Source organism: Streptomyces brasiliensis (assembly GCF_014647875.1).
Taxonomy (GTDB): domain Bacteria; phylum Actinomycetota; class Actinomycetes; order Streptomycetales; family Streptomycetaceae; genus Streptomyces; species Streptomyces brasiliensis.
In genome coordinates this window covers 23,188-43,025 of record NZ_BMQA01000022.1, presented here as the reverse complement: position 1 = coordinate 43,025, position 19,838 = coordinate 23,188, and the positions used below count along the sequence as shown (strand labels likewise).

Annotated in this window: 19 protein-coding genes; 9 read left to right on the top strand and 10 right to left on the bottom strand. The window is 70.4% G+C overall.

What is annotated here, in order from left to right; translation table 11 throughout:
- Positions 1 to 4 precede the first annotated feature (4 nt).
- Both IEZ19_RS27975 and IEZ19_RS27970 read right to left on the bottom strand, forming a co-directional pair.
- The gene (locus tag IEZ19_RS27975) at positions 5 to 238 is read right to left on the bottom strand and encodes a metallothionein (RefSeq protein ID WP_189314088.1); all 234 of its coding nucleotides are present in this window, start codon (positions 236 to 238) and stop codon (positions 5 to 7) included.
- Positions 239 to 317: 79 nt separating this feature from the next.
- On the bottom strand, positions 318 to 1,307 hold the full coding sequence (locus IEZ19_RS27970; RefSeq protein WP_189314087.1) for a DEDDh family exonuclease: 990 nt from the start codon (positions 1,305 to 1,307) through the stop codon (positions 318 to 320).
- A gap of 178 nt (positions 1,308 to 1,485) precedes the next feature.
- Here IEZ19_RS27970 and IEZ19_RS27965 point away from each other — a divergent pair, with 178 nt between their 5' ends.
- The 4 genes from IEZ19_RS27965 (at position 1,486) to IEZ19_RS27950 (ending at position 5,033) form a co-directional block, all read left to right on the top strand.
- Positions 1,486 to 2,196 carry a VIT1/CCC1 transporter family protein gene (locus IEZ19_RS27965; protein ID WP_229840887.1) on the top strand — a complete coding sequence of 237 codons (711 nt, stop codon included), beginning with the start codon at positions 1,486 to 1,488 and terminating at the stop codon, positions 2,194 to 2,196.
- Between the two features lie 224 nt (positions 2,197 to 2,420).
- On the top strand, positions 2,421 to 3,287 hold the full coding sequence (locus IEZ19_RS27960) for a sterol desaturase family protein (RefSeq protein WP_189314085.1): 867 nt from the start codon (positions 2,421 to 2,423) through the stop codon (positions 3,285 to 3,287).
- The gene (locus tag IEZ19_RS27955) at positions 3,284 to 3,949 is read left to right on the top strand and encodes a lysoplasmalogenase (RefSeq protein WP_189314084.1); all 666 of its coding nucleotides are present in this window, start codon (positions 3,284 to 3,286) and stop codon (positions 3,947 to 3,949) included. The genes IEZ19_RS27960 and IEZ19_RS27955 overlap by 4 nt, the downstream gene beginning before the upstream one ends.
- A gap of 40 nt (positions 3,950 to 3,989) precedes the next feature.
- Positions 3,990 to 5,033: a zinc-dependent alcohol dehydrogenase family protein gene (locus tag IEZ19_RS27950; protein WP_189314083.1), complete on the top strand. Its 1,044-nt coding sequence runs from the start codon at positions 3,990 to 3,992 to the stop codon at positions 5,031 to 5,033.
- A gap of 85 nt (positions 5,034 to 5,118) precedes the next feature.
- Here the strand turns inward: IEZ19_RS27950 and IEZ19_RS27945 are convergent, their stop codons facing one another.
- The 3 genes from IEZ19_RS27945 to IEZ19_RS27935 form a co-directional block, all read right to left on the bottom strand.
- Positions 5,119 to 6,498, bottom strand: coding sequence for a CoA transferase (locus IEZ19_RS27945; protein WP_189314082.1), 1,380 nt, complete (start codon positions 6,496 to 6,498; stop codon positions 5,119 to 5,121).
- Positions 6,499 to 6,624: 126 nt separating this feature from the next.
- On the bottom strand, positions 6,625 to 8,142 hold the full coding sequence (locus IEZ19_RS27940) for a S8 family peptidase (RefSeq protein WP_189314081.1): 1,518 nt from the start codon (positions 8,140 to 8,142) through the stop codon (positions 6,625 to 6,627).
- 105 nt (positions 8,143 to 8,247) lie between these two features.
- Entirely contained in the window at positions 8,248 to 9,774 is a 1,527-nt protein-coding gene (locus tag IEZ19_RS27935; RefSeq protein WP_189314080.1) for a S8 family serine peptidase, read from the bottom strand.
- Between the two features lie 249 nt (positions 9,775 to 10,023).
- On the opposite strand from IEZ19_RS27935, the gene IEZ19_RS27930 reads away from it, so the two are divergent.
- The 3 genes from IEZ19_RS27930 (at position 10,024) to moaA (ending at position 13,142) form a co-directional block, all read left to right on the top strand.
- Entirely contained in the window at positions 10,024 to 10,380 is a 357-nt protein-coding gene (locus tag IEZ19_RS27930) for a DUF485 domain-containing protein (protein ID WP_189314079.1), read from the top strand.
- Complete coding sequence (locus tag IEZ19_RS27925; RefSeq protein WP_189314078.1) at positions 10,377 to 11,996, top strand: monocarboxylic acid transporter; 1,620 nt, start codon at positions 10,377 to 10,379, stop codon at positions 11,994 to 11,996. Before IEZ19_RS27930 ends, IEZ19_RS27925 begins: the two co-directional genes overlap by 4 nt.
- Before the next feature lie 156 nt (positions 11,997 to 12,152).
- Complete coding sequence (gene moaA, locus IEZ19_RS27920) at positions 12,153 to 13,142, top strand: GTP 3',8-cyclase MoaA (protein ID WP_189314077.1); 990 nt, start codon at positions 12,153 to 12,155, stop codon at positions 13,140 to 13,142.
- Between the two features lie 51 nt (positions 13,143 to 13,193).
- Here the strand turns inward: moaA and IEZ19_RS27915 are convergent, their stop codons facing one another.
- Positions 13,194 to 13,406 carry a hypothetical protein gene (locus IEZ19_RS27915; protein ID WP_189314076.1) on the bottom strand — a complete coding sequence of 71 codons (213 nt, stop codon included), beginning with the start codon at positions 13,404 to 13,406 and terminating at the stop codon, positions 13,194 to 13,196.
- 216 nt (positions 13,407 to 13,622) lie between these two features.
- On the bottom strand, positions 13,623 to 14,021 hold the full coding sequence (locus tag IEZ19_RS27910) for a DUF3099 domain-containing protein (protein ID WP_189314075.1): 399 nt from the start codon (positions 14,019 to 14,021) through the stop codon (positions 13,623 to 13,625).
- A gap of 258 nt (positions 14,022 to 14,279) precedes the next feature.
- On the opposite strand from IEZ19_RS27910, the gene IEZ19_RS27905 reads away from it, so the two are divergent.
- Positions 14,280 to 14,564, top strand: coding sequence for a GlsB/YeaQ/YmgE family stress response membrane protein (locus IEZ19_RS27905; protein WP_189314074.1), 285 nt, complete (start codon positions 14,280 to 14,282; stop codon positions 14,562 to 14,564).
- Between the two features lie 54 nt (positions 14,565 to 14,618).
- On the opposite strand, the gene tyrS is transcribed toward IEZ19_RS27905, so the two are convergent.
- The 3 genes from tyrS to IEZ19_RS27890 are packed head-to-tail and all read right to left on the bottom strand — an operon-like array spanning position 14,619 to position 18,867.
- The gene (tyrS, locus tag IEZ19_RS27900; RefSeq protein WP_189314073.1) at positions 14,619 to 15,887 is read right to left on the bottom strand and encodes a tyrosine--tRNA ligase; all 1,269 of its coding nucleotides are present in this window, start codon (positions 15,885 to 15,887) and stop codon (positions 14,619 to 14,621) included.
- Between the two features lie 56 nt (positions 15,888 to 15,943).
- Complete coding sequence (locus tag IEZ19_RS27895) at positions 15,944 to 17,347, bottom strand: metallopeptidase TldD-related protein (protein WP_189314072.1); 1,404 nt, start codon at positions 17,345 to 17,347, stop codon at positions 15,944 to 15,946.
- Complete coding sequence (locus IEZ19_RS27890; RefSeq protein ID WP_189314071.1) at positions 17,344 to 18,867, bottom strand: TldD/PmbA family protein; 1,524 nt, start codon at positions 18,865 to 18,867, stop codon at positions 17,344 to 17,346. Before IEZ19_RS27890 ends, IEZ19_RS27895 begins: the two co-directional genes overlap by 4 nt.
- 249 nt (positions 18,868 to 19,116) lie before the next feature.
- Between IEZ19_RS27890 and fabG the strand changes: the two genes are divergently transcribed.
- Positions 19,117 to 19,836 (top strand): 3-oxoacyl-[acyl-carrier-protein] reductase, encoded by a 720-nt coding sequence (gene fabG, locus IEZ19_RS27885; protein WP_189314070.1) that lies wholly within the window; start codon positions 19,117 to 19,119, stop codon positions 19,834 to 19,836.
- Positions 19,837 to 19,838: the final 2 nt, after the last annotated feature.

The following is a 19,838-nucleotide window of genomic DNA, read 5'->3' as shown; positions in this document are numbered from 1 at the left end:
CGGGTCACACGTGGTCGACGATGCCCACCATCCCCTCTTCGCGGGCGCAGTGGGCGCCGCAGTAGAAGTGGCCGCCCGCCTCCACGCCCTGGCCGACGATCGACACCTTGCAGTGCTCGCAGACCGGGGCCATGCGGTGGATGGCACAGGTGAAGCAGTCGAAGACGTGCACCGCGCCCTGCGCGTGCACCTCGAAGGACATTCCGTACTCGTTGCCGCAGACTTCGCATTTCGCCATGCGCCACAGCGTGGGTGGTGCCGGTCGCGGGGGCGAGCGGCCGCAGGGCGAGTCGCGCGGCAATCACCCGTCCGTACGGTCACCCCTCCGACGCGGATTCGACGTCCCTGAGGAGCTGGCCGAAGGCCGCCTCGTCGATCACCGGCGTGCCGTACTGGCGCGCCTTGACCGCCTTCGACGTACCCGAGTCGGGGTCGTTGGTGACGAGCAGGCTGGTCAGCCGGGACAGGCTCGTCGCCACGTGCAGCCCGGCCTCGACCGCACGGTCCTCCAGCAGCTCCCGGTCGACCGACGTGTCCCCGGAGAACGCGACCCGCATGCCCTGCTTGAGAGGTTTGCCCTCTTCGTACCGCCCGGGGTTGGGGTACGGGCACGCCGGCCGTCTGCGGGACGGGCGCCAACTGCCCGGCCGGTAGGCGCCGTAGCCCCCCGGCTGCTGGTGCGGTACGGCCGGCCGGTCCGCCCACTCCGTCAGCGGCCGGCACTCCAGCAGCGGCAGCCTCAGCCCGCCCACCGCCGCGGCCCGCAGGCTGGGCCGGAACGCCTCCGCGAGCACGCGCGCGTCGTCCAGCGCGTGGTGTGCGTTCCGCTGCACGACGCCGAAGTGCGCCGCGAGCGACTCCAGCTTGTGGTTGGGCAGCGGCAGGCCCAGCTCCTTGGAGAGCGCGATGGTGCACAGCCGCTGCCGCACCGGGGCCTCGCGCTTCGCGCGCGCGTACTCACGCGCGATCATCTGCCAGTCGAAGACCGCGTTGTGCGCGACGAGCACCCGGTCCGCCAGCCGCGCCGAGAACTCCTCGGCGACCTCCTCGAAGAGGGGCGCTCCCTCCAGCACCTCGCTCGTCAGACCGTGGATCCACACCGGGCCCGGATCGCGCTCCGGATTGACCAGCGTGTACCAGTGGTCCTCGACCTCGCCGCGTGCGTCCAGCCGGTAGACGGCCGCGGAGATGATGCGGTCGTCGCGGGCCAGTCCGGTGGTCTCCACGTCAACGACCGCGTACCCCTGCGGATACGCGGCCGGCCACTCGGTGGGGGAGGACGCTGCGGTCGTACGGTCTTCGAGCATGGTCATTGAGGATACGGGCCACGACTGACAGCCCCGGCCACGAGGCGGGTGGCGCACCGACTCGCCTTCAAGTTCCTTCCCGCGGTGGAAGGTTCCCGCGCGCGGGCGCATGCGCCGGCGCCGGAGGCCGTCGAGTCGGTGCTGCGGAGGGGCCGCCCGGAGTGCGATCCTCCCTGCTGTGACGGAAGCGAATCACACGGAGCCGCACCGCGGGGGGCTCGGCTCGCGGCTCAACTGGCTGCGTGCCGCCGTGCTCGGCGCCAACGACGGCATCGTGTCCACCGCCGGCATCGTCGTCGGTGTGGCCGGGGCCACCGGCGACCGGGACACGCTGCTCACCGCCGGACTCGCCGGACTGCTCGCCGGGTCGATGTCGATGGCGGCAGGGGAGTACGTGTCGGTGTCCACCCAGCGTGACTCCGAGATGGCCGCCCTGGCCCTGGAGAAGAGGGAGCTGAAGGAACAGCCGGAGGCCGAACTGGAGGAGCTGACCGGGCTGTTGGAGCAGCGTGGGCTGTCGCGCCAGGTGGCGCGGGAGGCGGCCGAGCAGTACACCGCGCGGGACGCGCTCAGGGCCCACGCGCGCGTGGAGCTCGGTATCGACCCGGACCAGCTGACCAACCCGCTGCATGCGGCGTGGGCGAGCTTCCTCGCCTTCACGGTGGGCGCCCTGCTGCCGCTGCTCGCGATCGTGCTGCCGCCCGCGGCCTGGCGGCTCCCGGTCACCGTGGTGTCCGTCCTGGCCGCGCTCGTCCTCACCGGCTGGAGCAGTGCCCGGATGGGCGCGGCGGACCCGTGGCGGGCGGTTCTGCGCAACGTCGTCGGCGGGGCCCTGGCCATGGGGGTCACCTACGCCGCCGGGACACTGCTGGGCGCCGCGGGGGTCTAGTGCTGTGACCGGAAAGGTTCACCGGCTCGCGACGCCCGGCACGGCACCTCGCGGCGTTGTCGCATCACCCGAGTACATCCAGTACGCGGGTGACGCTCCGCCTTGCGATGCACCGCACCGGACGCCGCGAGCTTCCCGGCAAACCTTCCCGGCCACAGCACTAGCCGAATACTTGTGGGTAACAACCTCTAGCCGTGGCGGTCCGGCCGCTCTACGGTGCACGCATGCCGAACCTTCCCGACGTCGTGGTCTGGTCGATCCCGGCCTTCCTGCTGCTCACCGTCATAGAGATGATCAGCGTCCGCCTCCATCCGGACGAGGGCGACGCCGGGTACGAGGCCAAGGACGCCGCGACGAACGTCTCCATGGGGCTCGGCAGTCTGTTCTTCGACGCGCTGTGGAAGATCCCGATCGTCCTGATCTACGACGCGGTCTACGCGCTCACCCCCCTGCGCGTGCCGCTGCTGTGGTGGACGGTCCTGCTGATGCTGCTCGCGCAGGACTTCTTCTACTACTGGTCGCACCGCGGCCATCACGTCATCCGCATCCTGTGGGCCTGCCACGTCGTCCACCACTCGAGCCGGAAGTTCAACCTCACCACCGCGCTGCGCCAGCCGTGGACGTCCCTCACCTCCTGGCCGTTCTACCTCCCGCTGGTCGCCGCCGGCGTGCACCCGGCCGCCCTGGTCTTCTGCTCCTCGGTCAGCCTCGTCTACCAGTTCTGGATCCACACCGAGCGGATCGACAAGATGCCGCGCTGGTTCGAGTCCACCCTCAACACCCCGTCGCACCACCGGGTGCACCATGCCTCTCAGGGCGGCTATCTGGACCGCAATTTCGGCGGGATCCTCATCGTCTGGGACCGTCTCTTCGGTTCCTTCGCGCCCGAGGCCGAGCGGCCCGTGTACGGACTGACGAAGAACATCAGTACGTTCAACCCGATCAAGGTCGCCACGCACGAGTACGTCGCCATCGTCAAGGACGTCAGGACGGCGGGCAGTTGGCGCGAACGCGCGGGCCGGATGTTGCGCGGGCCGGGCTGGCAGCCGGTGCCCGCTCCGGAGCCTGTCGAGGAGACGGTCACCGCGTGAGAGCCTCCCGTGCCCTCCTCACCGCCTTCGTCCTGGCCGCCGCCGTCGACCTCGTCGCCCTGGCGGTCGGGCCGCACGCCGCGCACCTGGCGGCCAAGCCCCTCCTGATGCTCCTGCTGGCCGCGTACGCCGGCGTGAGCGGCGCCCCGCGACTCCTCGTCGCGGCTCTCCTGTGCGGGTGGGGCGGTGACGTGCTGCTCATGTCCGGCGCCGACCTCGCTTTCATGGCCGGCATGGCCTGCTTCGCGGCCGGACACGTCTGCTATCTGCTCCTGTTCCGCGGCTACGGCTCACCACGCGCGCGTACCACCCTGCTCGCCCCGCTCTACGCCCTCACCGCCCTCGTGATCGTCGTTCTCCTGTGGCCGGACCTGCCCGCGGGCCTGCGCGTCCCCGTCGCCTGCTACAGCACCCTGCTCACCGTCATGGCGTACGGCGCGGCCACCCGCCTCGGCCCCGTCGCCGGGCTCGGCGGCACGCTCTTCCTGCTGTCCGACACCCTCCTCGCGACCGGCATCGCCGACTGGCCGCAGCTCCCGCACCCCGGCCTCTGGGTCATGATCACCTATCTCGCAGCACAGTTCCTGCTGGTCCGGGGTGCCCTCGGCGCGCGGCGCGCACCGGTGACGTCGTACCGTGAAGTGCGCTCGACCACCCCGTGAGCGCGTCGCACCGGTACACCGCACGAGAAGGACCCTCGCCATGCGCGCCACCACTATCCACGCTCCGTACGACGTGCGGGTGGAGAACGTGCCCGAGCCGGTGGTGCAGTTGTCCACCGACGCGGTCGTACGCGTGCTGCGCGCCTGTATCTGCGGCAGCGACCTGTGGGCGTACCGCGGCGAGGCGGCCCGCCGGCCGGGGCAGCGGATCGGGCACGAGTTCCTCGGCCTCGTCGAGGACACCGGCTCCGAGGTGGGCACCGTACGCCGCGGCGACCTCGTGGTGGCCCCCTTCATGTGGTCCGACGGCGTCTGCGACTACTGCCGCGAGGGGCTGACCAGCTCCTGCGAGCACGGCGGCTTCTGGGGCTCCGTCGGCTACGACGGCGGCCAGGGCGAGGCAGTGCGCGTGCCGTTCGCCGACGGCACCCTCGTCCGGCTGCCGAAGGAGGCGGCCTCGGACGACCATCTGCTCTCCGCCCTGCTGACCCTCTCCGACGTCCTCGGCACCGGCCACCACGCCGCCCTCGGCGCGGGCGCCCGGCCCGGCGCCACGGTCGCCGTCGTCGGGGACGGCGCCGTCGGCCTGTGCGCCGTGCTCGCCGCCAGGCGGCTGGGCGCCGAGCGGATCATCGCGCTGGGCCGCCACGATGTCCGTACGGACATCGCACGCCGCTTCGGCGCCACCGACGTCGTCGCCGAACGCGGGGACGCGGCGGTAGAGGCCGTCCGCGAACTCACCCGCGGCCAGGGCGCGCACGCCGTCGTCGAGGCCGTCGGCACGGAGCAGTCCATGCGTACGGCCGTCAACATCGCCCGCGACGGCGGCGCCATCGGCTTCGTCGGCGTCCCGCACGGCAGCGGCACCGGAGTCGACCTCCGCGTCATGTTCGACCGGAACATCGCCCTGCGCGGCGGTGTCGCGCCGGTCCGCGCCTACATCCCGGACCTGCTGCCCGACGTCCTCGACGGCAGCGTCGACCCCTCGCCGGTCTTCGACATGACGGTCGGTCTGGAGGGCGTGCCGGAGGGCTACAAGGCGATGGACGAGCGCACCGCGCTCAAGGTGCTGGTGACCGCGTGAGGTTCACCCCGCCAGGCACGGCAAACCGGGGCAAGTGCGGTACGCGAAAAGGGAGGTGAGAACTCAGCTCCCGGTACGCGTGTGCTCACTCCCACTGCGGCGCGTCCGCCCCCCAGGGAGCCGGAGGCCGCGCCCAGTCGACGGGCCCGCCGGCGAAGGAGACCGGTGGCAGCGCGTACCGCAGCCGCCCGATCGGACTGTGCCGCTCGCCGAGCCACGCGTCCGCGCCCTCGTACGGCACCTCGCCCTCCGGGCCGCCCTGGATCCCGTCCGTCAGCCAGGCGGCGGTCCGTGCCAACGCCAGCCGTACGAACCGTCCTTCACCGTCGTACGACCGTTCCGTCAGCGCCCGCAGCACCGCGGCGGCGAGCAGATAGCCGGTGCCGTGGTCGAGGGCCTGCGCGGGCAGCGCGCCGGGTTGCCCGGCCGGGCCCTCGATGGCGGCGATGCCGCTCGCGACCTGCACCAGGCTGTCGAAGCCGCGCCGCCCGGCCCATGGCCCGTACGCGCCCCATGCAGACACCTGCGCCACGACCAGCCCCGGGCGCCGCTCGGCCAGCGCCTCGGGCGAGAGCCCGAACCGGTCCAGGGCACCGGGCCGGTAACCGGTGACGACGACGTCCGCCGAGGACAACAGCTCCTCGAAGGTCTTCGCGTCCGTCGTGAGGTCCAAGGTCGCCGACTTCTTCCCGAAGTCCGTGTCGGCGTGCTGGTCGGGCAGTTCGGGCAGCCACGGCGCGTCGAGACGCAGCACGTCCGCACCGAGCACCGCGAGCGTACGGGTGGCGACGGGACCGGCGAGGACCCGCGTCAGATCGAGGACGCGCACCCCGGAAGCGGGCAGCAGGGGAATGCCCTCGACGCGCTCGACGGGCGCGAGCACACGCGCGTGCCCGGCGTCGAGGCGACCGCGCTCCACCAGGGGCCGCTCGACCAGCGCGGCGTACTGCCCGTGCCCGGCCCACTCCTCGGGCGACCGCAGTGCCACGGCGAGACCGCCGGCGTCGTGGACGGAGTCCTCCACAGCGAGGGCCGACCGCTCGCCGAGCCGCCCGGCGACATGATCCGCGGTCGCGTCCTCGGGAAGCCCCAGTGCGCTCAGCAACCGTGCCCGGTGATGCGGGTAGTTGGCATGCGTACGCACCCATCCGTCCGCCGTACGCCAGAACCGCGACAAGGGCGCGAAGGAGACGGGCGCCCGCTTGTCGACGAGCAACTCCCGCTCACTGCGAAAGGCGGTCGCCACGGCCCCGTCGTCGACCCGCACCTCCGGCACCTCGGCAAGGCCTGCCCGCAGCGCCCCGAGTTCGGCGGCGGCCAGCGCGCAGGCGGCCACACACCCCCGCGCGAGCTCCCGCACGGGAAGCCGCGCCTCGAGCGCTCCACGGCGTACGACGGTTGAGACGCGCGAGACGAGGGCCGGGTCGCCGCCCACCGCCTCCCAAGCGAACTTGATTTCGGTCATGACTGCACTATGCAGTATTGACGCAATCAATCTCGGGCCATGAGTCCTTGCACGACTCGGGCCATGGCTTGAGCGGGCCGGAACCGTGTCCGACCCGCTCAACGCCTTACTCGGTCGACCGACGTCCTACTTGGTCACGGCGTCCAGTGCGTCCGCCGTGCCCCAGCCGTAGAAGCCGTTGTGGTTCTTCGTGCCCTCGCAGACCGCGTCGATCTTGCCGTCGCCGTTGATGTCGTACGGGTCCGTGCACGGCGTGGCGTCGGCCTCGGCGTACAGGAGCGACTTCACCTGGGCGGCGGACGCGTGCGGGTGCGTCGACTTGATCAATGCGGCCACACCCACGACGTGCGGGGTCGCCATCGACGTACCGGCCATGTAGCCCCATGTGCCGCCCGGCAGCGGGCCGAGGATCAGGCCGCTGGTCGCCGGGGGCGCCGGCGTCTGGTAGGCCGTCGAGTCGCCGCCGGGCGCGGCGATGTCGATGACCCCGAGGCCGTAGTTGGAGAAGGACGACTTGAGGCCCTTCGCGCCGGTCGCCGCAACCGTGACGACACCCGGCAACTGGGTCGGTATGTCGTAGCACTTGGACGGGTCGATCACCCGGTCCGACGGGGTGCCGTCGTTCGGCGAGACCGGGTCGGTGATCGAGTCGGACGCGAGGTCGTAGCTCTCGTTGCCCGCCGCCGCGACGTTGACCGTGCCCTTCTTCTCCGCGTACCGCGTGGCCCGGGTGATGGCGTCGACGAGCGCCTTCTGGTCCGGGTCGTTCTTGCAGTTGAAGTACCACGGGTCGGTGTAATAGCTGTTGTTGGTCACGTCGACACCGTGCTCGGCGGCCCATACGAAGCCGCAGACCACGGCCTCGGTGTAGAAGTAGCCGGCGGTGGTGGCCACCTTGATGCCGGCGACCTTCACGCCGGGCGCGACACCGGTGATGCCGACGCCGTTCTTCGCGCCCGCGATCTCACCGGCCACATGCGTGCCGTGCGGGCTCTCGGCCGCGCTGGGGCGCCAGGAGCCGTCGGTGGTGTCCGGCTTGCCCGTGACACAGTTGGCCGAAGCACCGCGGTCGAAGTTGGGCGCGATGTCCGGGTGGGTGTCGTCGACGCCGGTGTCGATGACGGCGACCGTGACCTCCCGGCTGCCGAGCGTCTTCTCGTGCGCCTTGTCCGCCTTGATGGCGGGCAGGTCCCACTGCAGCGGCTCCAGCGGGTCCTGTCCGTCGGCCGCCTGGACGTCCGCGATCTGCTCGGCGCTGAGCGCCTGCGGCGTGCCGACGTCCGTGGTCGACTGGGCGGGCAGCGGCGCGTTGCGAGTGTTGCCCGCCGAGTCGACCCCGGGCACCGTGCGGATGGTCTTCGCGAAGTCCGGGTTGGACGAGTGGACGACGATCACGCCGATCTGGTCGTACGCGATCACGATCGAGCCGCCCGCGGCGGCGATGGCCTTCTTCACGTGCGCGGAAACGCCATGCCCCGGCGGGACGTTGACGACGTAGCTGAGCGCGGTCGCGTCGGCGGTCACCGTGGGCGTGGCGGGCGCGGCCGACGCCGTCACGTTCGGCAGGAAGGCGATTGCCGTCGCCATGGCCATACCGACCGGGATCACCATGGCGCGACGGAAACGCGGCTTGGGCGCTGTCATGTGTCTGTTTCTCCAGTTCGTTCGCGGTACGAGCGGGCCGTGCGGGAAGTCCTGGGAAAGCGGACTCAAGCCCTGGAACGGGGGCTCAGGTCCTGGGAAGCGGTCCTACTCGACCGCGCGCAGAGCGTTGACGATGCCGGCTCCGTAGAAGCCGTTGACGCGCTTGCCGCCGACGCAGGTCGCGTCCACGACGCCGTCGCCGTCCCCGTCGTACGGCTCGGCCGGGCAGCCCGGGTTGTCCGCCTCGGCCTTGAGCAGCGCCTGGAGCTGGGCCGGCGTGGCGTGCGGGTGGGTCGACTTCAGCAGCGCGGCCACCGCGGCCACGTGCGGGGACGCCATCGACGTGCCCTGGAGGAAGCCGTACTGGTTGTTCGGCAGCGTGGACAGGATGCGGCCGTTCTGCGACGGCGTGTCCGGGATCTGGAACTTGTCGCCGCCGGGGGCCGCCACGTCGATGACGCCCTTGCCGTAGCTGGAGTAGTACGACTTGGCGCCCTTGACGCCGGTCGCGCTGACGGTGACCACACCGGGCAGCTGGGTCGGCACGTCGAAGCACTCGTGCGGGTCGACCGTGCGGGTCACCGGCGTCGAGTCGTCGGGGCTGGACCCGTCGACCAGCGCGTGCGAGTCGAGGTCGTCGTTGGAATTGCCCGCCGAGGCGACATTGAGCGTGCCCTTGTGCTGTGCGTACAGCTGGGCCCTGTTGACCGCGTCGACGATGGCACGTTGATCGGGGTCGTCGAGGCAGTTGTACAGCCAGGGATCAACGTAGTAGCTGTTGTTGGTGACCTCGATGCCGTGGTCGGCGGCGAACACGAAGGCGCAGACGACGCTCTCCGGGTAGAACAGCTGGCCGGCGTCCGGCTGGGCGACGGTGATGCTCGCGACCTTCACGCCGGGGGCCACGCCCGCGACGCCGATGCCGTTGCGGGCCGCGGCGATCTCGCCGGCGACGTGCGTGCCGTGGTAGTGGTCGGCGTCCACGGGGCGCCAGGCGCCGTACGTCGTGTCCGCCTTGCCGCTCACGCAGTTGGCGGACTGCGAGGCGGAGAAGTTCGGGGCGATGTCGGGGTGCGTGTCGTCGACGCCGGTGTCGATGATGCCGACGGTCACCTTCTTGCTGCCGGGGTCGATCCGCGCGGCCTTGTCGGCGCCTATCGCCCTGAGGTCCCACTGGTCGGCCTCGAAGGGTTCCTCGCCCGACGCGGAACTCCCCGCGACCTTCGCGGCCTCGGCCTTCGACAGGACCTGTACGGCACCCTCGTCCGTGGTCCCCGCGGCGCTGAGCGGCGCGGTGCGCGTGGCACCCGCCGACTGCACCCCGCGCACGGCGCGTATTCGCTTGCCGAAGTCCGGGTTCGCGGAGTGGACGACGATCACACCGATCCGGTCGTACGTCGCGACGATGCTGCCGCCGTTCGCGGCGATCGCCCTCTGCACCGACGTGATCGTGCCGTGATCCGTGCGGGTGTTGACGACGTAGGCCTGGGTGGCGCCGTCCGCCGCCCGGGAGGCTGGAGCCGTCTGCGGCACCGCCGACGCCACCGCCGGCAGGAAACCGAGCGAGGCGGTCAGCGACAGCACGACGGGTACGGCGAGCGCGAGCCTGCGTCTGGAGCGCAGATGAGGCATGGGATCTCCACATCATCCGAAAAAGAAACCGCCCGAGACACAGGTGGCGCTCGGGCAGGTGCATGACGGGTGGTGCAGGGTGAAGCTATCTCCACATCTCGCTGGCCAGCAATGATTTCGGGAGACGACTTCTGAAAGAACTCATAGGACTTGAACCGGTCCTCGCGTGGCGCCGTGGACCTTCGACAGGGAGCACGAGCACGATCGAGCCCCCCTGTCGCAATCCACCCGCAACACTGAGGAGACTCCGTGGCAACCGAGACACCGCCCCCCTCGAAAGCCGGCCCCCAACTCCCTTCCACCGAGGAGTTCGTCGCGGTGCAGGAGAGCGCGGAGTTCGGTGAACTGCGCCACTCCTACCGTTCGTTCGCCTTCCCGCTGACCGTGGCGTTCATCGCCTGGTACCTGGTGTACGTCCTGCTGTCGAACTACGCGGGCGGCTTCATGGGCACCAAGGTGTTCGGCAACGTCAACGTCGCCCTCGTCCTGGGCCTCGCCCAGTTCCTCACCACCTTCCTCATCGCCTGGTGGTACGCGCGGCACGCCGCCGCCGAGCTCGACCCCAAGGCCGATGTCATCAAGTCCCGGATGGAGGGCGGCGCATGAGCCCCGCGATCACCCTGGCGGCCGGGGAGGCCACCGAGCACCGGACGCTCATCATCACGCTGTTCGCGATCTTCGTCGCGGCCACCCTCGTCATCACGGTCTGGGCGGGCCGCCAGACCAAGGACGCCGCCGACTTCTACGCCGGCGGACGGCAGTTCACCGGTTTCCAGAACGGCCTCGCCGTCTCCGGCGACTACATGTCCGCCGCGTCCTTCCTCGGCATCGCAGGCGCCATCGCCCTCTTCGGCTACGACGGCTTCCTGTACTCGATCGGCTTCCTGGTCGCCTGGCTGGTCGCGCTGCTCCTGGTCGCCGAGCCGCTGCGCAACTCCGGCCGCTACACCATGGGCGACGTGCTCGCGTACCGGATGCGCCAGCGCCCGGTCCGTACGGCCGCCGGCACCTCCACGATCGTCGTGTCGATCTTCTACCTGCTGGCCCAGATGGCCGGCGCGGGCGTCCTGGTCTCCCTGCTGCTCGGCATCACCAGCGACGGCGGGAAGATCGGCATCGTCGCCCTCGTCGGCGTCCTGATGATCGTGTACGTCACCATCGGCGGCATGAAGGGCACCACCTGGGTCCAGATGGTCAAGGCGGTGCTGCTGATGCTCGGCGCCCTGCTGCTGACCTTCCTGGTCCTGCTGAAGTTCAACTTCAACATCTCCGACCTGCTCGGCTCGGCCGCCGACAACAGCGCCAAGGGCTCCGCCTTCCTCGAGCCCGGACTGAAGTACGGCGCGACGGGCACCACCAAGCTGGACTTCATCTCGCTCGGCATCGCCCTGGTCCTGGGCACCGCCGGTCTGCCGCACATCCTGATCCGCTTCTACACGGTGCCCACCGCGAAAGCCGCCCGGAAGTCCGTGATCTGGGCCATCGGTCTGATCGGCGCCTTCTACCTGATGACACTCGCCCTCGGCTTCGGCGCGGCCGCACTGATCAAGCCGGACGAGATCATCGCGTCCAACAAGGCGGGCAACACGGCCGCACCACTCCTCGCGCTGCACCTCGGCGGGGTGGACTCCAACTGGGGCGCGATCCTCCTCGCCACCATCTCGGCCGTCGCCTTCGCCACGATCCTCGCGGTGGTCGCCGGCCTCACCCTGGCCTCGTCCTCCTCGTTCGCCCACGACATCTACGCGAACGTCATCAAGAAGGGACAGGCCACCGAGAAGCAGGAGATCAACGCGGCCCGGTACGCCACGGTCGGCATCGGCGCCGTCTCCATCGTCCTCGGTGCTCTCTCCCGCGACCTGAACGTCGCCGGCCTGGTCGCACTGGCCTTCGCGGTCGCCGCCTCCGCCAACCTGCCGACGATCCTCTACAGCCTGTTCTGGAAGCGGTTCACCACGAGCGGCGCCCTGTGGTCGATCTACGGCGGCCTGGTCAGCGCGGTCGGCCTGGTGCTGTTCTCGCCGGTCGTCTCCGGCAAGGAGACGTCGATGTTCCCGGACGTCGACTTCCACTGGTTCCCGCTGGAGAACCCGGGCATCATCTCGATCCCGGTCGGCTTCGTCCTCGGCATCGTCGGCACCCTGCTGTCGAAGGAGGAACCGGACGCCGACAAGTACGCCGAACTGGAAGTACGGTCGCTGACCGGCACCGGAGCGCACTGACGGTCACCGGAAGACCCGTACGGACGGCCGCGTCGTAGGTCCCTACGACGCGGCCGCGTCCTACCTCGTGGTGATGGGCCCTCGGCCGATGTCGGTGGTGTCACGTAGGCTCGCAAGTGACGGAGAACAAGTGTCAGGACGAGGGAGGGGGCCCACGTGCTCATCGACACTTACGGCCGGGTGGCCACCGATCTGAGAGTCTCGCTGACCGACCGGTGCAACCTGCGCTGCACGTACTGCATGCCCGAGGAGGGCCTGCAGTGGCTGGCCAAGCCGGACCTGCTCACGGACGACGAGATCGTCCGCCTGATCGACATCGCCGTCTCCTCCCTCGGCATCGAGGAGGTCCGCTTCACCGGGGGAGAGCCCTTGCTGCGCCCCGGCCTGGTCGGCATCGTCGAGCGGGTCGCCACCCTCGAGCCGCGCCCCCGGATGTCCCTCACCACCAACGGCATCGGGCTCAAGCGCACGGCGGCCGCGCTGAAGGCGGCCGGTCTGGACCGGGTCAACGTCTCCCTGGACACCCTGCGCCCGGACGTCTTCAAGGCCCTCACCCGCCGGGACCGGCACAAGGACGTCCTGGACGGCCTCGAGGCCGCCCGCGCGGCGGACCTCACCCCGGTCAAGGTCAACACGGTCCTGATGCCGGGCCTGAACGAGGACGAGGCCCCGGACCTGCTGGCCTGGGCGGTGAAGCACGAGTACGAACTGCGCTTCATCGAGCAGATGCCCCTGGACGCCCAGCACGGCTGGAAGCGCGAGGGCATGGTGACGGCCGAGGATATCCTGGCCTCCCTGCGTACCCGCTTCGAGCTCACCCCCGAGGGCGCTGGTGACCGCGGCTCGGCCCCGGCAGAGCGCTGGCTGGTCGACGGCGGTCCGCACCGCGTCGGCGTGATCGCCTCGGTCACCCGCCCGTTCTGCGCGGCCTGCGACCGCACCCGCCTCACCGCCGACGGCCAGATACGCACCTGCCTGTTCGCGCGTGAGGAGACGGACCTGCGCGGTGCGCTGCGCTCCGGCGCCCCGGACGAGGAGATCGCCGAGATCTGGACCAAGGCGATGTGGGGCAAGAAGGCGGGCTCGGGCCTGGACGACCCGACGTTCCTCCAGCCGGACCGCCCGATGTCGGCCATCGGCGGCTGAGCACTCCGCTGGAAGAGCAGCGATATGCCGTCCCCTTCGGGGCGCTGCCGCCTAGGCCCCTTCGGTGGGTTCCCACTCCCTCAGCAGGACCACGTCCTTCAAGAAGCCCCGTACACCCAGGAATTGGGACAGATGCTCGCGGTGTTCCTCGCAGGCGAGCCAGGTCTTGCGGCGGTCCGGGGTGTGGATCTTCGGGTTGTTCCACGCCAGGACCCACACGGCGTCGGCACGGCAGCCCTTGGCTGAACAGATCGCGTCACTCACAGGTTCGTCTCACAGAAAGCCCCGCAAACAAGGCGACGCCGAGCAGCCACGGGGGGAGCTGCCCGGCGTCGGTCCGTCGCTCCGACGGGGGATGCGGAGCGCGTACGCAGTATGTCACGGGTCACCCGTCGGTCGGCACCGGAACTGCATGATTGATCTGAGCATTTCTTGAGCTTGCCGCCGGGCCCGTGCCGCGTCGCTGCGCATCCGCGATGGTCACACCGGGTTGGGACGTTCACCGCTCACTCCGGCCGCCCGCTCGCCCTCCACGTCCTTCGGCACGGATTCCGCCTGCGCGTCCTTCGCCCGCGGAGGCGCGATCATCGTCCGGGTCGGCGCGATGCCGAACGTCGACGGCAGCGAAGGCGGCCGCTCACGCCCCGCGTTGGCGATCACCACGGCGACATAGGGAAGGAGGGCACCGAGCACCAACGCCACGATCGCGACGTGCCGTTCGACGTTCCAGAGCGAGACCGCGAGGATCACCGAGACCGTGCGGATCGTCATCGAGATGACGTACCGGCGCTGCCGCCCGCGCACGTCCTCGGCCAGGCCGGTCCGGGCTCCGGTGATCCGGAACACCTGGACGTTTCCGCCACCGCGCTGTTTCCGCATCACATTCCACCATCCGCCCGCATCGGACTCTCCCCGCCCGTACCCCGTCCGTACCCGCTCGGGGTACCGGGCAGGACACCTCTCACGGTACGCCGCACCTGCGCCGCCTACGAGACCGGGTCACCCGCCGCTCGGGCGAACATGCTGCGCAGGCCCACGTAGCGGGGTCCGTCGTACGGCCGTACCCGACATGCGCCGTACGGCGGACCGGCCGAGACTTTTCGTAATGCTCACGTCGAGCCGGACGAGGAGGCAGCCATGGGCTGGTTGTGGGCGATCATCGTAGGATTCGTGCTGGGGATCATCGCCAAGGCGGTCATCCCGGGCAAGCAGCACAGCCCCCTCTGGCTGACCACCATCTGCGGCATCCTCGGCGCGATCGCGGGCAACGCCATCGCCGCAGCGCTCGGCGTCGCGGAGACCCGCGGCGTCGACTGGAGCCGGCACGCGTTCCAGCTCGTCGCCGCGATCATCATCGTCTTCTTCGTCGACATGGCGTACATGGCGACGCTGGGGAAGAAGAAGCAGCAGCGAACCGTCTGACGGGCGGACACGGCGAAGGGCGACTCCCCACCGGGAGCCGCCCTTCGGTCCGTCTCAGGCGGCCGTGACCTCGATGGCCGCCAGGTTCTTCTTGCCCCGGCGCAGCACCAGCCAGCGGCCGTGCAGCAGGTCCTCCTTGGCGGGGACGGCGTCCTCGCCGGCTACCTTCACGTTGTTCACGTAGGCACCGCCCTCCTTGACGGTGCGCCGCGCGGCCGACTTGCTCGCCACCAGGCCGACCTCGGCGAACAGATCGACGACCGGGCCGAGCTCCGCGACCTGGACGTTCGGTACCTCCGAGAGGGCCGCCGCCAGCGTGCGCTCGTCCAGCTCGGTCAGCTCGCCCTGGCCGAACAGCGCCTTGGAGGCGGCGATCACGGCCGCGGTCTGGTCGGCGCCGTGCACGAGCGTCGTCAGCTCCTCGGCCAGTGCCCGCTGCGCGGCACGGGCCTGGGGGCGCTCCTCCGTCTGCTTCTCCAGCTCCTCGATCTCCTCACGGGAGCGGAAGCTGAAGATGCGCAGGAACTTGGAGATGTCCCGGTCGTCGGCGTTCAGCCAGAACTGGTAGAAGGCGTACGGCGTGGTCAGCTCGGGGTCGAGCCAGACCGTGCCGGACTCCGTCTTGCCGAACTTGGTGCCGTCCGCCTTGGTGATCAGCGGCGTGGCCAGCGCGTGCACCGCGACGTGCGGCTCGACCTTGTGGATCAGGTCGGCGCCCGCCGTGAGGTTGCCCCACTGGTCGCTGCCGCCGGTCTGCAGCGTGCAGCCATACCTCCGGTACAGCTCCAGGAAGTCCATGCCCTGCAGGATCTGGTAGCTGAACTCGGTGTAGCTGATGCCCGCGTCGGAGTGCAGCCGCCGGGCGACCGCCTCCTTCGAGATCATCTTGTTGACCCGGAAGTGCTTGCCGATGTCCCGCAGGAAGTCGATGGCCGACAGGCCCTGGGTCCAGTCCAGGTTGTTGACCATGGTCGCCGCGTGCGGACCCTCGAAGTCGAGGAACTTCTCGATCTGGCCGCGCAGCCGCGCCACCCAGCCGGCCACCACCTCGGGGTCGTTCAGCGTGCGCTCCGCCGTCGGCTTCGGGTCGCCGATCAGGCCCGTGGCACCTCCGACCAGGCCCAGCGGGCGGTTGCCCGCCTGCTGGATCCGGCGCATCGTCAGGATCTGCACGAGGTTGCCCAGGTGCAGGCTGGGCGCGGTCGGGTCGAAGCCGCAATAGAACGTGACGGGACCGTCCGCGAACGCCTTGCGCAATGCGTCCTCGTCGGTGGAGAGGGCGATCAGCCCCCGCCACGTCAGCTCGTCGACGATGTCCGTCACGGTTCTCGTATCTCCTCGGTGATCTTCGGGCGGTCGGGTGACAGCCGACTACGAGGTTATACGCCCTGACTGACAGAGCTCATATTGAAATCCGGGATCCGCAGTGCGGGCATCGCTGCCCTGGTGAACCAGTCGCTCCACTCCCTCGGCAGCGTCCTCTCCGTCCGTCCCGCCTCCGTCGCCCGCCCCAGCAGGTCCACCGGCGACTCGTTGAACCGGAAGTTGTTGACCTGCCCGGTCACCTCGCCGTTCTCCACGAGGTACACGCCGTCCCGGGTCAGGCCGGTCAGCAGCAGCGTCGCCGGGTCGACCTCGCGGATGTACCACAGGCACGTCAGCAACAGCCCGCGCTCGGTGGCGGCCACCATCTCGTCGAGGGAGCGATCCTCGCCGCCGTCCAGGATCAGATTGCCGATCGCCGGGGCGACCGGCAGCCCGGTCAGGCCCGCGCTGTGCCGGGTGGTGGTCAGGTGCTTCAGCTCGCCGCCGCCGATCCAGTCGGTGGCCCCGACGGGCAGCCCGTTGTCGAACACCGACTGGTCGCCGCCGGAGGTGTGCGCGATCACGAAGGGCGCCGACTCCAGGCCCGGCTCGTTCGGGTCGCTGCGCAGCGTCAGCGGCAGGTCGGTGAGCTTCTCGCCGACGCGCGTGCCGCCGCCCGGCTTGGAGAACACCGTCCGGCCCTCGGTCGCGTCCCGGCCCGACGCCGACCACAACTGGTAGATCAGCAGGTCCGCCACCGCGGTCGGCGGCAGCAGCGTCTCGTAGCGGCCCGCCGGCAGCTCCACGCGCCGCTCGGCCCAGCCGAGGCGTACGGCGAGTTCGGCGTCCAGGGCGCCCGGGTCGACGTCCTTGAAGTCCCTCGTGGAACGGCCCGCCCACGCCGAGCGCGTACGGTCCGGGGACTTGGCGTTCAGCTCCAGCGTGCCGGTCGGCTGGTCGTGCCTCAGGCGCAGCCCCGTCGAGGTGCCCACGTACGTGGAGACCAGCTCGTGGTTGGCGAAGCCGTACAGCTCGCGGCCGCCCGCACGCGCGCGTGCGAAGGCCTCGCCGAGCGCCGGCGCGAAGTCCGTGAACACCGCCGACGAGGTCTCCGCCGGCGCGTCCGTGAAGTCCGGCGCCTCCGGTACGCCTGTCACCAGGGGCTGGGCGTCCTCCGCGGGACCTGCGCCGTGCGCGGCCGCCTCGGCGGCCCGTACCAGCGGCTCCAGCTCGTCGGCGGTCACGGCCGACCGGGACACCACACCGGACGCCGTGCCTTCCTTGCCGTCGACGGTCGCGATGACGGTGAGCGTGCGCCCGCGCGTGACGCCGTTGGTGGTCAGGGCGTTGCCCGCCCAGCGGAGATTGGCGGTCGAGTGCTCGTCGGCGATCACGACGCAGCCGTCGGCCCGGGACAGCGCGAGGGCCTGCTCGACGACCTCGTGCGGCTTGTGCGCCTTGTCGGTGCGCGCGCTCATCGGCCGGCCTCCTGCGTGGTGTTGAGGATGTTGACGCCCTTGAAGAGGGCGGAGGGGCACCCGTGCGACACGGCGGCCACCTGTCCGGGCTGGGCCTTGCCGCAGTTGAAGGCGCCGCCGAGGACGTACGTCTGCGGGCCGCCGACGGCCGCCATGGAACCCCAGAAGTCGGTGGTGGTCGCCTGGTAGGCGACGTCCTTGAGCTGACCGGTGATCCGCCCGTTCTCGATCCGGAAGAAGCGCTGCCCGGTGAACTGGAAGTTGTAGCGCTGCATGTCGATGGACCAGGACCGGTCGCCGACGACGTAGATGCCGCGGTCCACGCCCCCGATCAGATCCTCCGTGGACAGGCCCGCCGGATCCGGCCGCAGCGACACGTTGGCCATGCGCTGCACGGGCACGTGCCCGGGGGAGTCGGCGAACGCGCACCCGTTGGACCGCTCGAACCCGGTCAGCTTCGCGATCCTGCGATCCAGCTGGTAGCCGACGAGCGTGCCGTCCTTGACCAGGTCCCAGGACTGGCCCTCGACGCCCTCGTCGTCGTACCCGACGGTCGCGAGGCCGTGCTCGGCCGTACGGTCACCGGTGACGTTCATCAGCTCGGAGCCGTACTTCAGCTTGCCCAGCTGGTCGAAGGTGGCGAAGGAGGTGCCGGCGTAGGCGGCCTCGTAGCCGAGGGCCCGGTCCAGCTCGGTCGCGTGCCCGATGGACTCGTGGATGGTCAGCCACAGGTTGGACGGGTCCACGACCAGGTCGTACAGGCCCGCCTCGACGCTCGGCGCCCGCATCTTCTCCGCGAGCAGCTCCGGGATCCGCTCCAGCTCCGTGTCCCAGTCCCAGCCGGTGCCGGTGAGGTACTCCCAGCCGCGCCCGACCGGCGGCGCGATGGTCCGCATCGAGTCGAACTCGCCGCTGGACTCGTCCACCGACACGGCCGTGAGCTGCGGATGCAGCCGCACCCGCTGCTGCGTGGTCACGGTGCCCGCGGTGTCCGCGTAGAACTTGTTCTCGTGGACGGTGAGCAGCGAGGCGTCGACGTGGTTCACCCCGTCCGCCGCCAGCAGCCGTGCGCTCCAGTCCGCCAGCAGCGCCGCCTTCTCCTGGTCCGGCACGCTGAACGGGTCGATCTCGTACGACGACACCCATGTCTTCTCGGCGTGCACCGGCTCGACCGCCAGCTCCACGCGCTCGTCGGACCCGGCGGCCTTGATGACCTGCGCCGAGAGTTTCGCCATCGCCACGGCCTGTGAGGCGACCTTGGCGGCGGCGTCGAGGGTCAGGTCCACCCCGGACGCGAAGCCCCAGGTGCCGCCGTGCACGACCCGTACCGCGTACCCGAGGTCGGTGGTGTCGGACGATCCGGCGAGCTTGGCGTCCCTGAGCCGCCAGGACGCGTTGCGCACCCGCTCGAACCGGAAGTCCGCGTGCTCGGCCCCCAGCGCACGCGCGCGTGCCAGCGCGGCGTCGGCCAGGGACCGTAGGGGAAGCGCCGTGAAGGCTTCGTCGATGGAATGAGGCACGGAGGTCTCCCTGCTGTCGTGGCCTGTCGGCTCCGATCATGTCGCGCCGCACCGTCCGCGGACCACAGGTTTGGGTCCGGCATCGGCCCTTTTCTGTAGGGACCCGACAGCGACCCGCCCGCGCCACTGTCGGTGCCCGAATGCCCGTCGACGTGCCGCGACCGATAGATTTTCGATGAAGCCGCCTGTCATCCAGGTGTCCGGGATGTCCGGGCGGATGTGCCAGACCGCTATCGAAAGGGTGATCCGTTGAGCCGCTCGGTTCTCGTCACCGGAGGCAACCGGGGCATCGGCCTCGCCATCGCCCGCGCTTTCGCCGACGCCGGCGACAAGGTCGCGATCACATACCGCTCGGGTGAGCCGCCGGCCGCCCTCGAGGAATTGGGCTGCCTCGCCGTCAGGTGCGACATCACCGACACCGAGCAGGTGGAGCAGGCCTACAAGGAGATCGAGGCCGAGCACGGCCCGGTCGAGGTCCTGATCGCCAACGCGGGGATCACCAAGGACCAGCTCCTGATGCGCATGTCCGAGGAGGACTTCACCTCGGTCATCGACACCAACCTCACCGGCACCTTCCGCGTCGTCAAGCGCGCCAACCGCGGCATGCTGCGCGCGAAGAAGGGCCGCGTGGTCCTGATCTCCTCGGTCGTCGGCCTGTACGGCGGTCCCGGGCAGGCGAACTACGCCGCCTCCAAGGCCGCCCTCGTCGGCTTCGCGCGCTCCCTCTCCCGTGAGCTGGGATCGCGCAACATCACCTTCAACGTCGTCGCCCCCGGCTTCGTCGACACCGCCATGACCAGGGCGCTCAGCGAAGAGCAGCGCGCGGCCATCATGGCGCAGGTGCCGCTCGGCCGTTACGCGCAGCCGGAGGAGATCGCCGCGACGGTGCGGTTCCTCGCCTCGGACGACGCCTCGTACATCACTGGAGCCGTCATCCCCGTTGACGGCGGACTGGGAATGGGTCACTGATC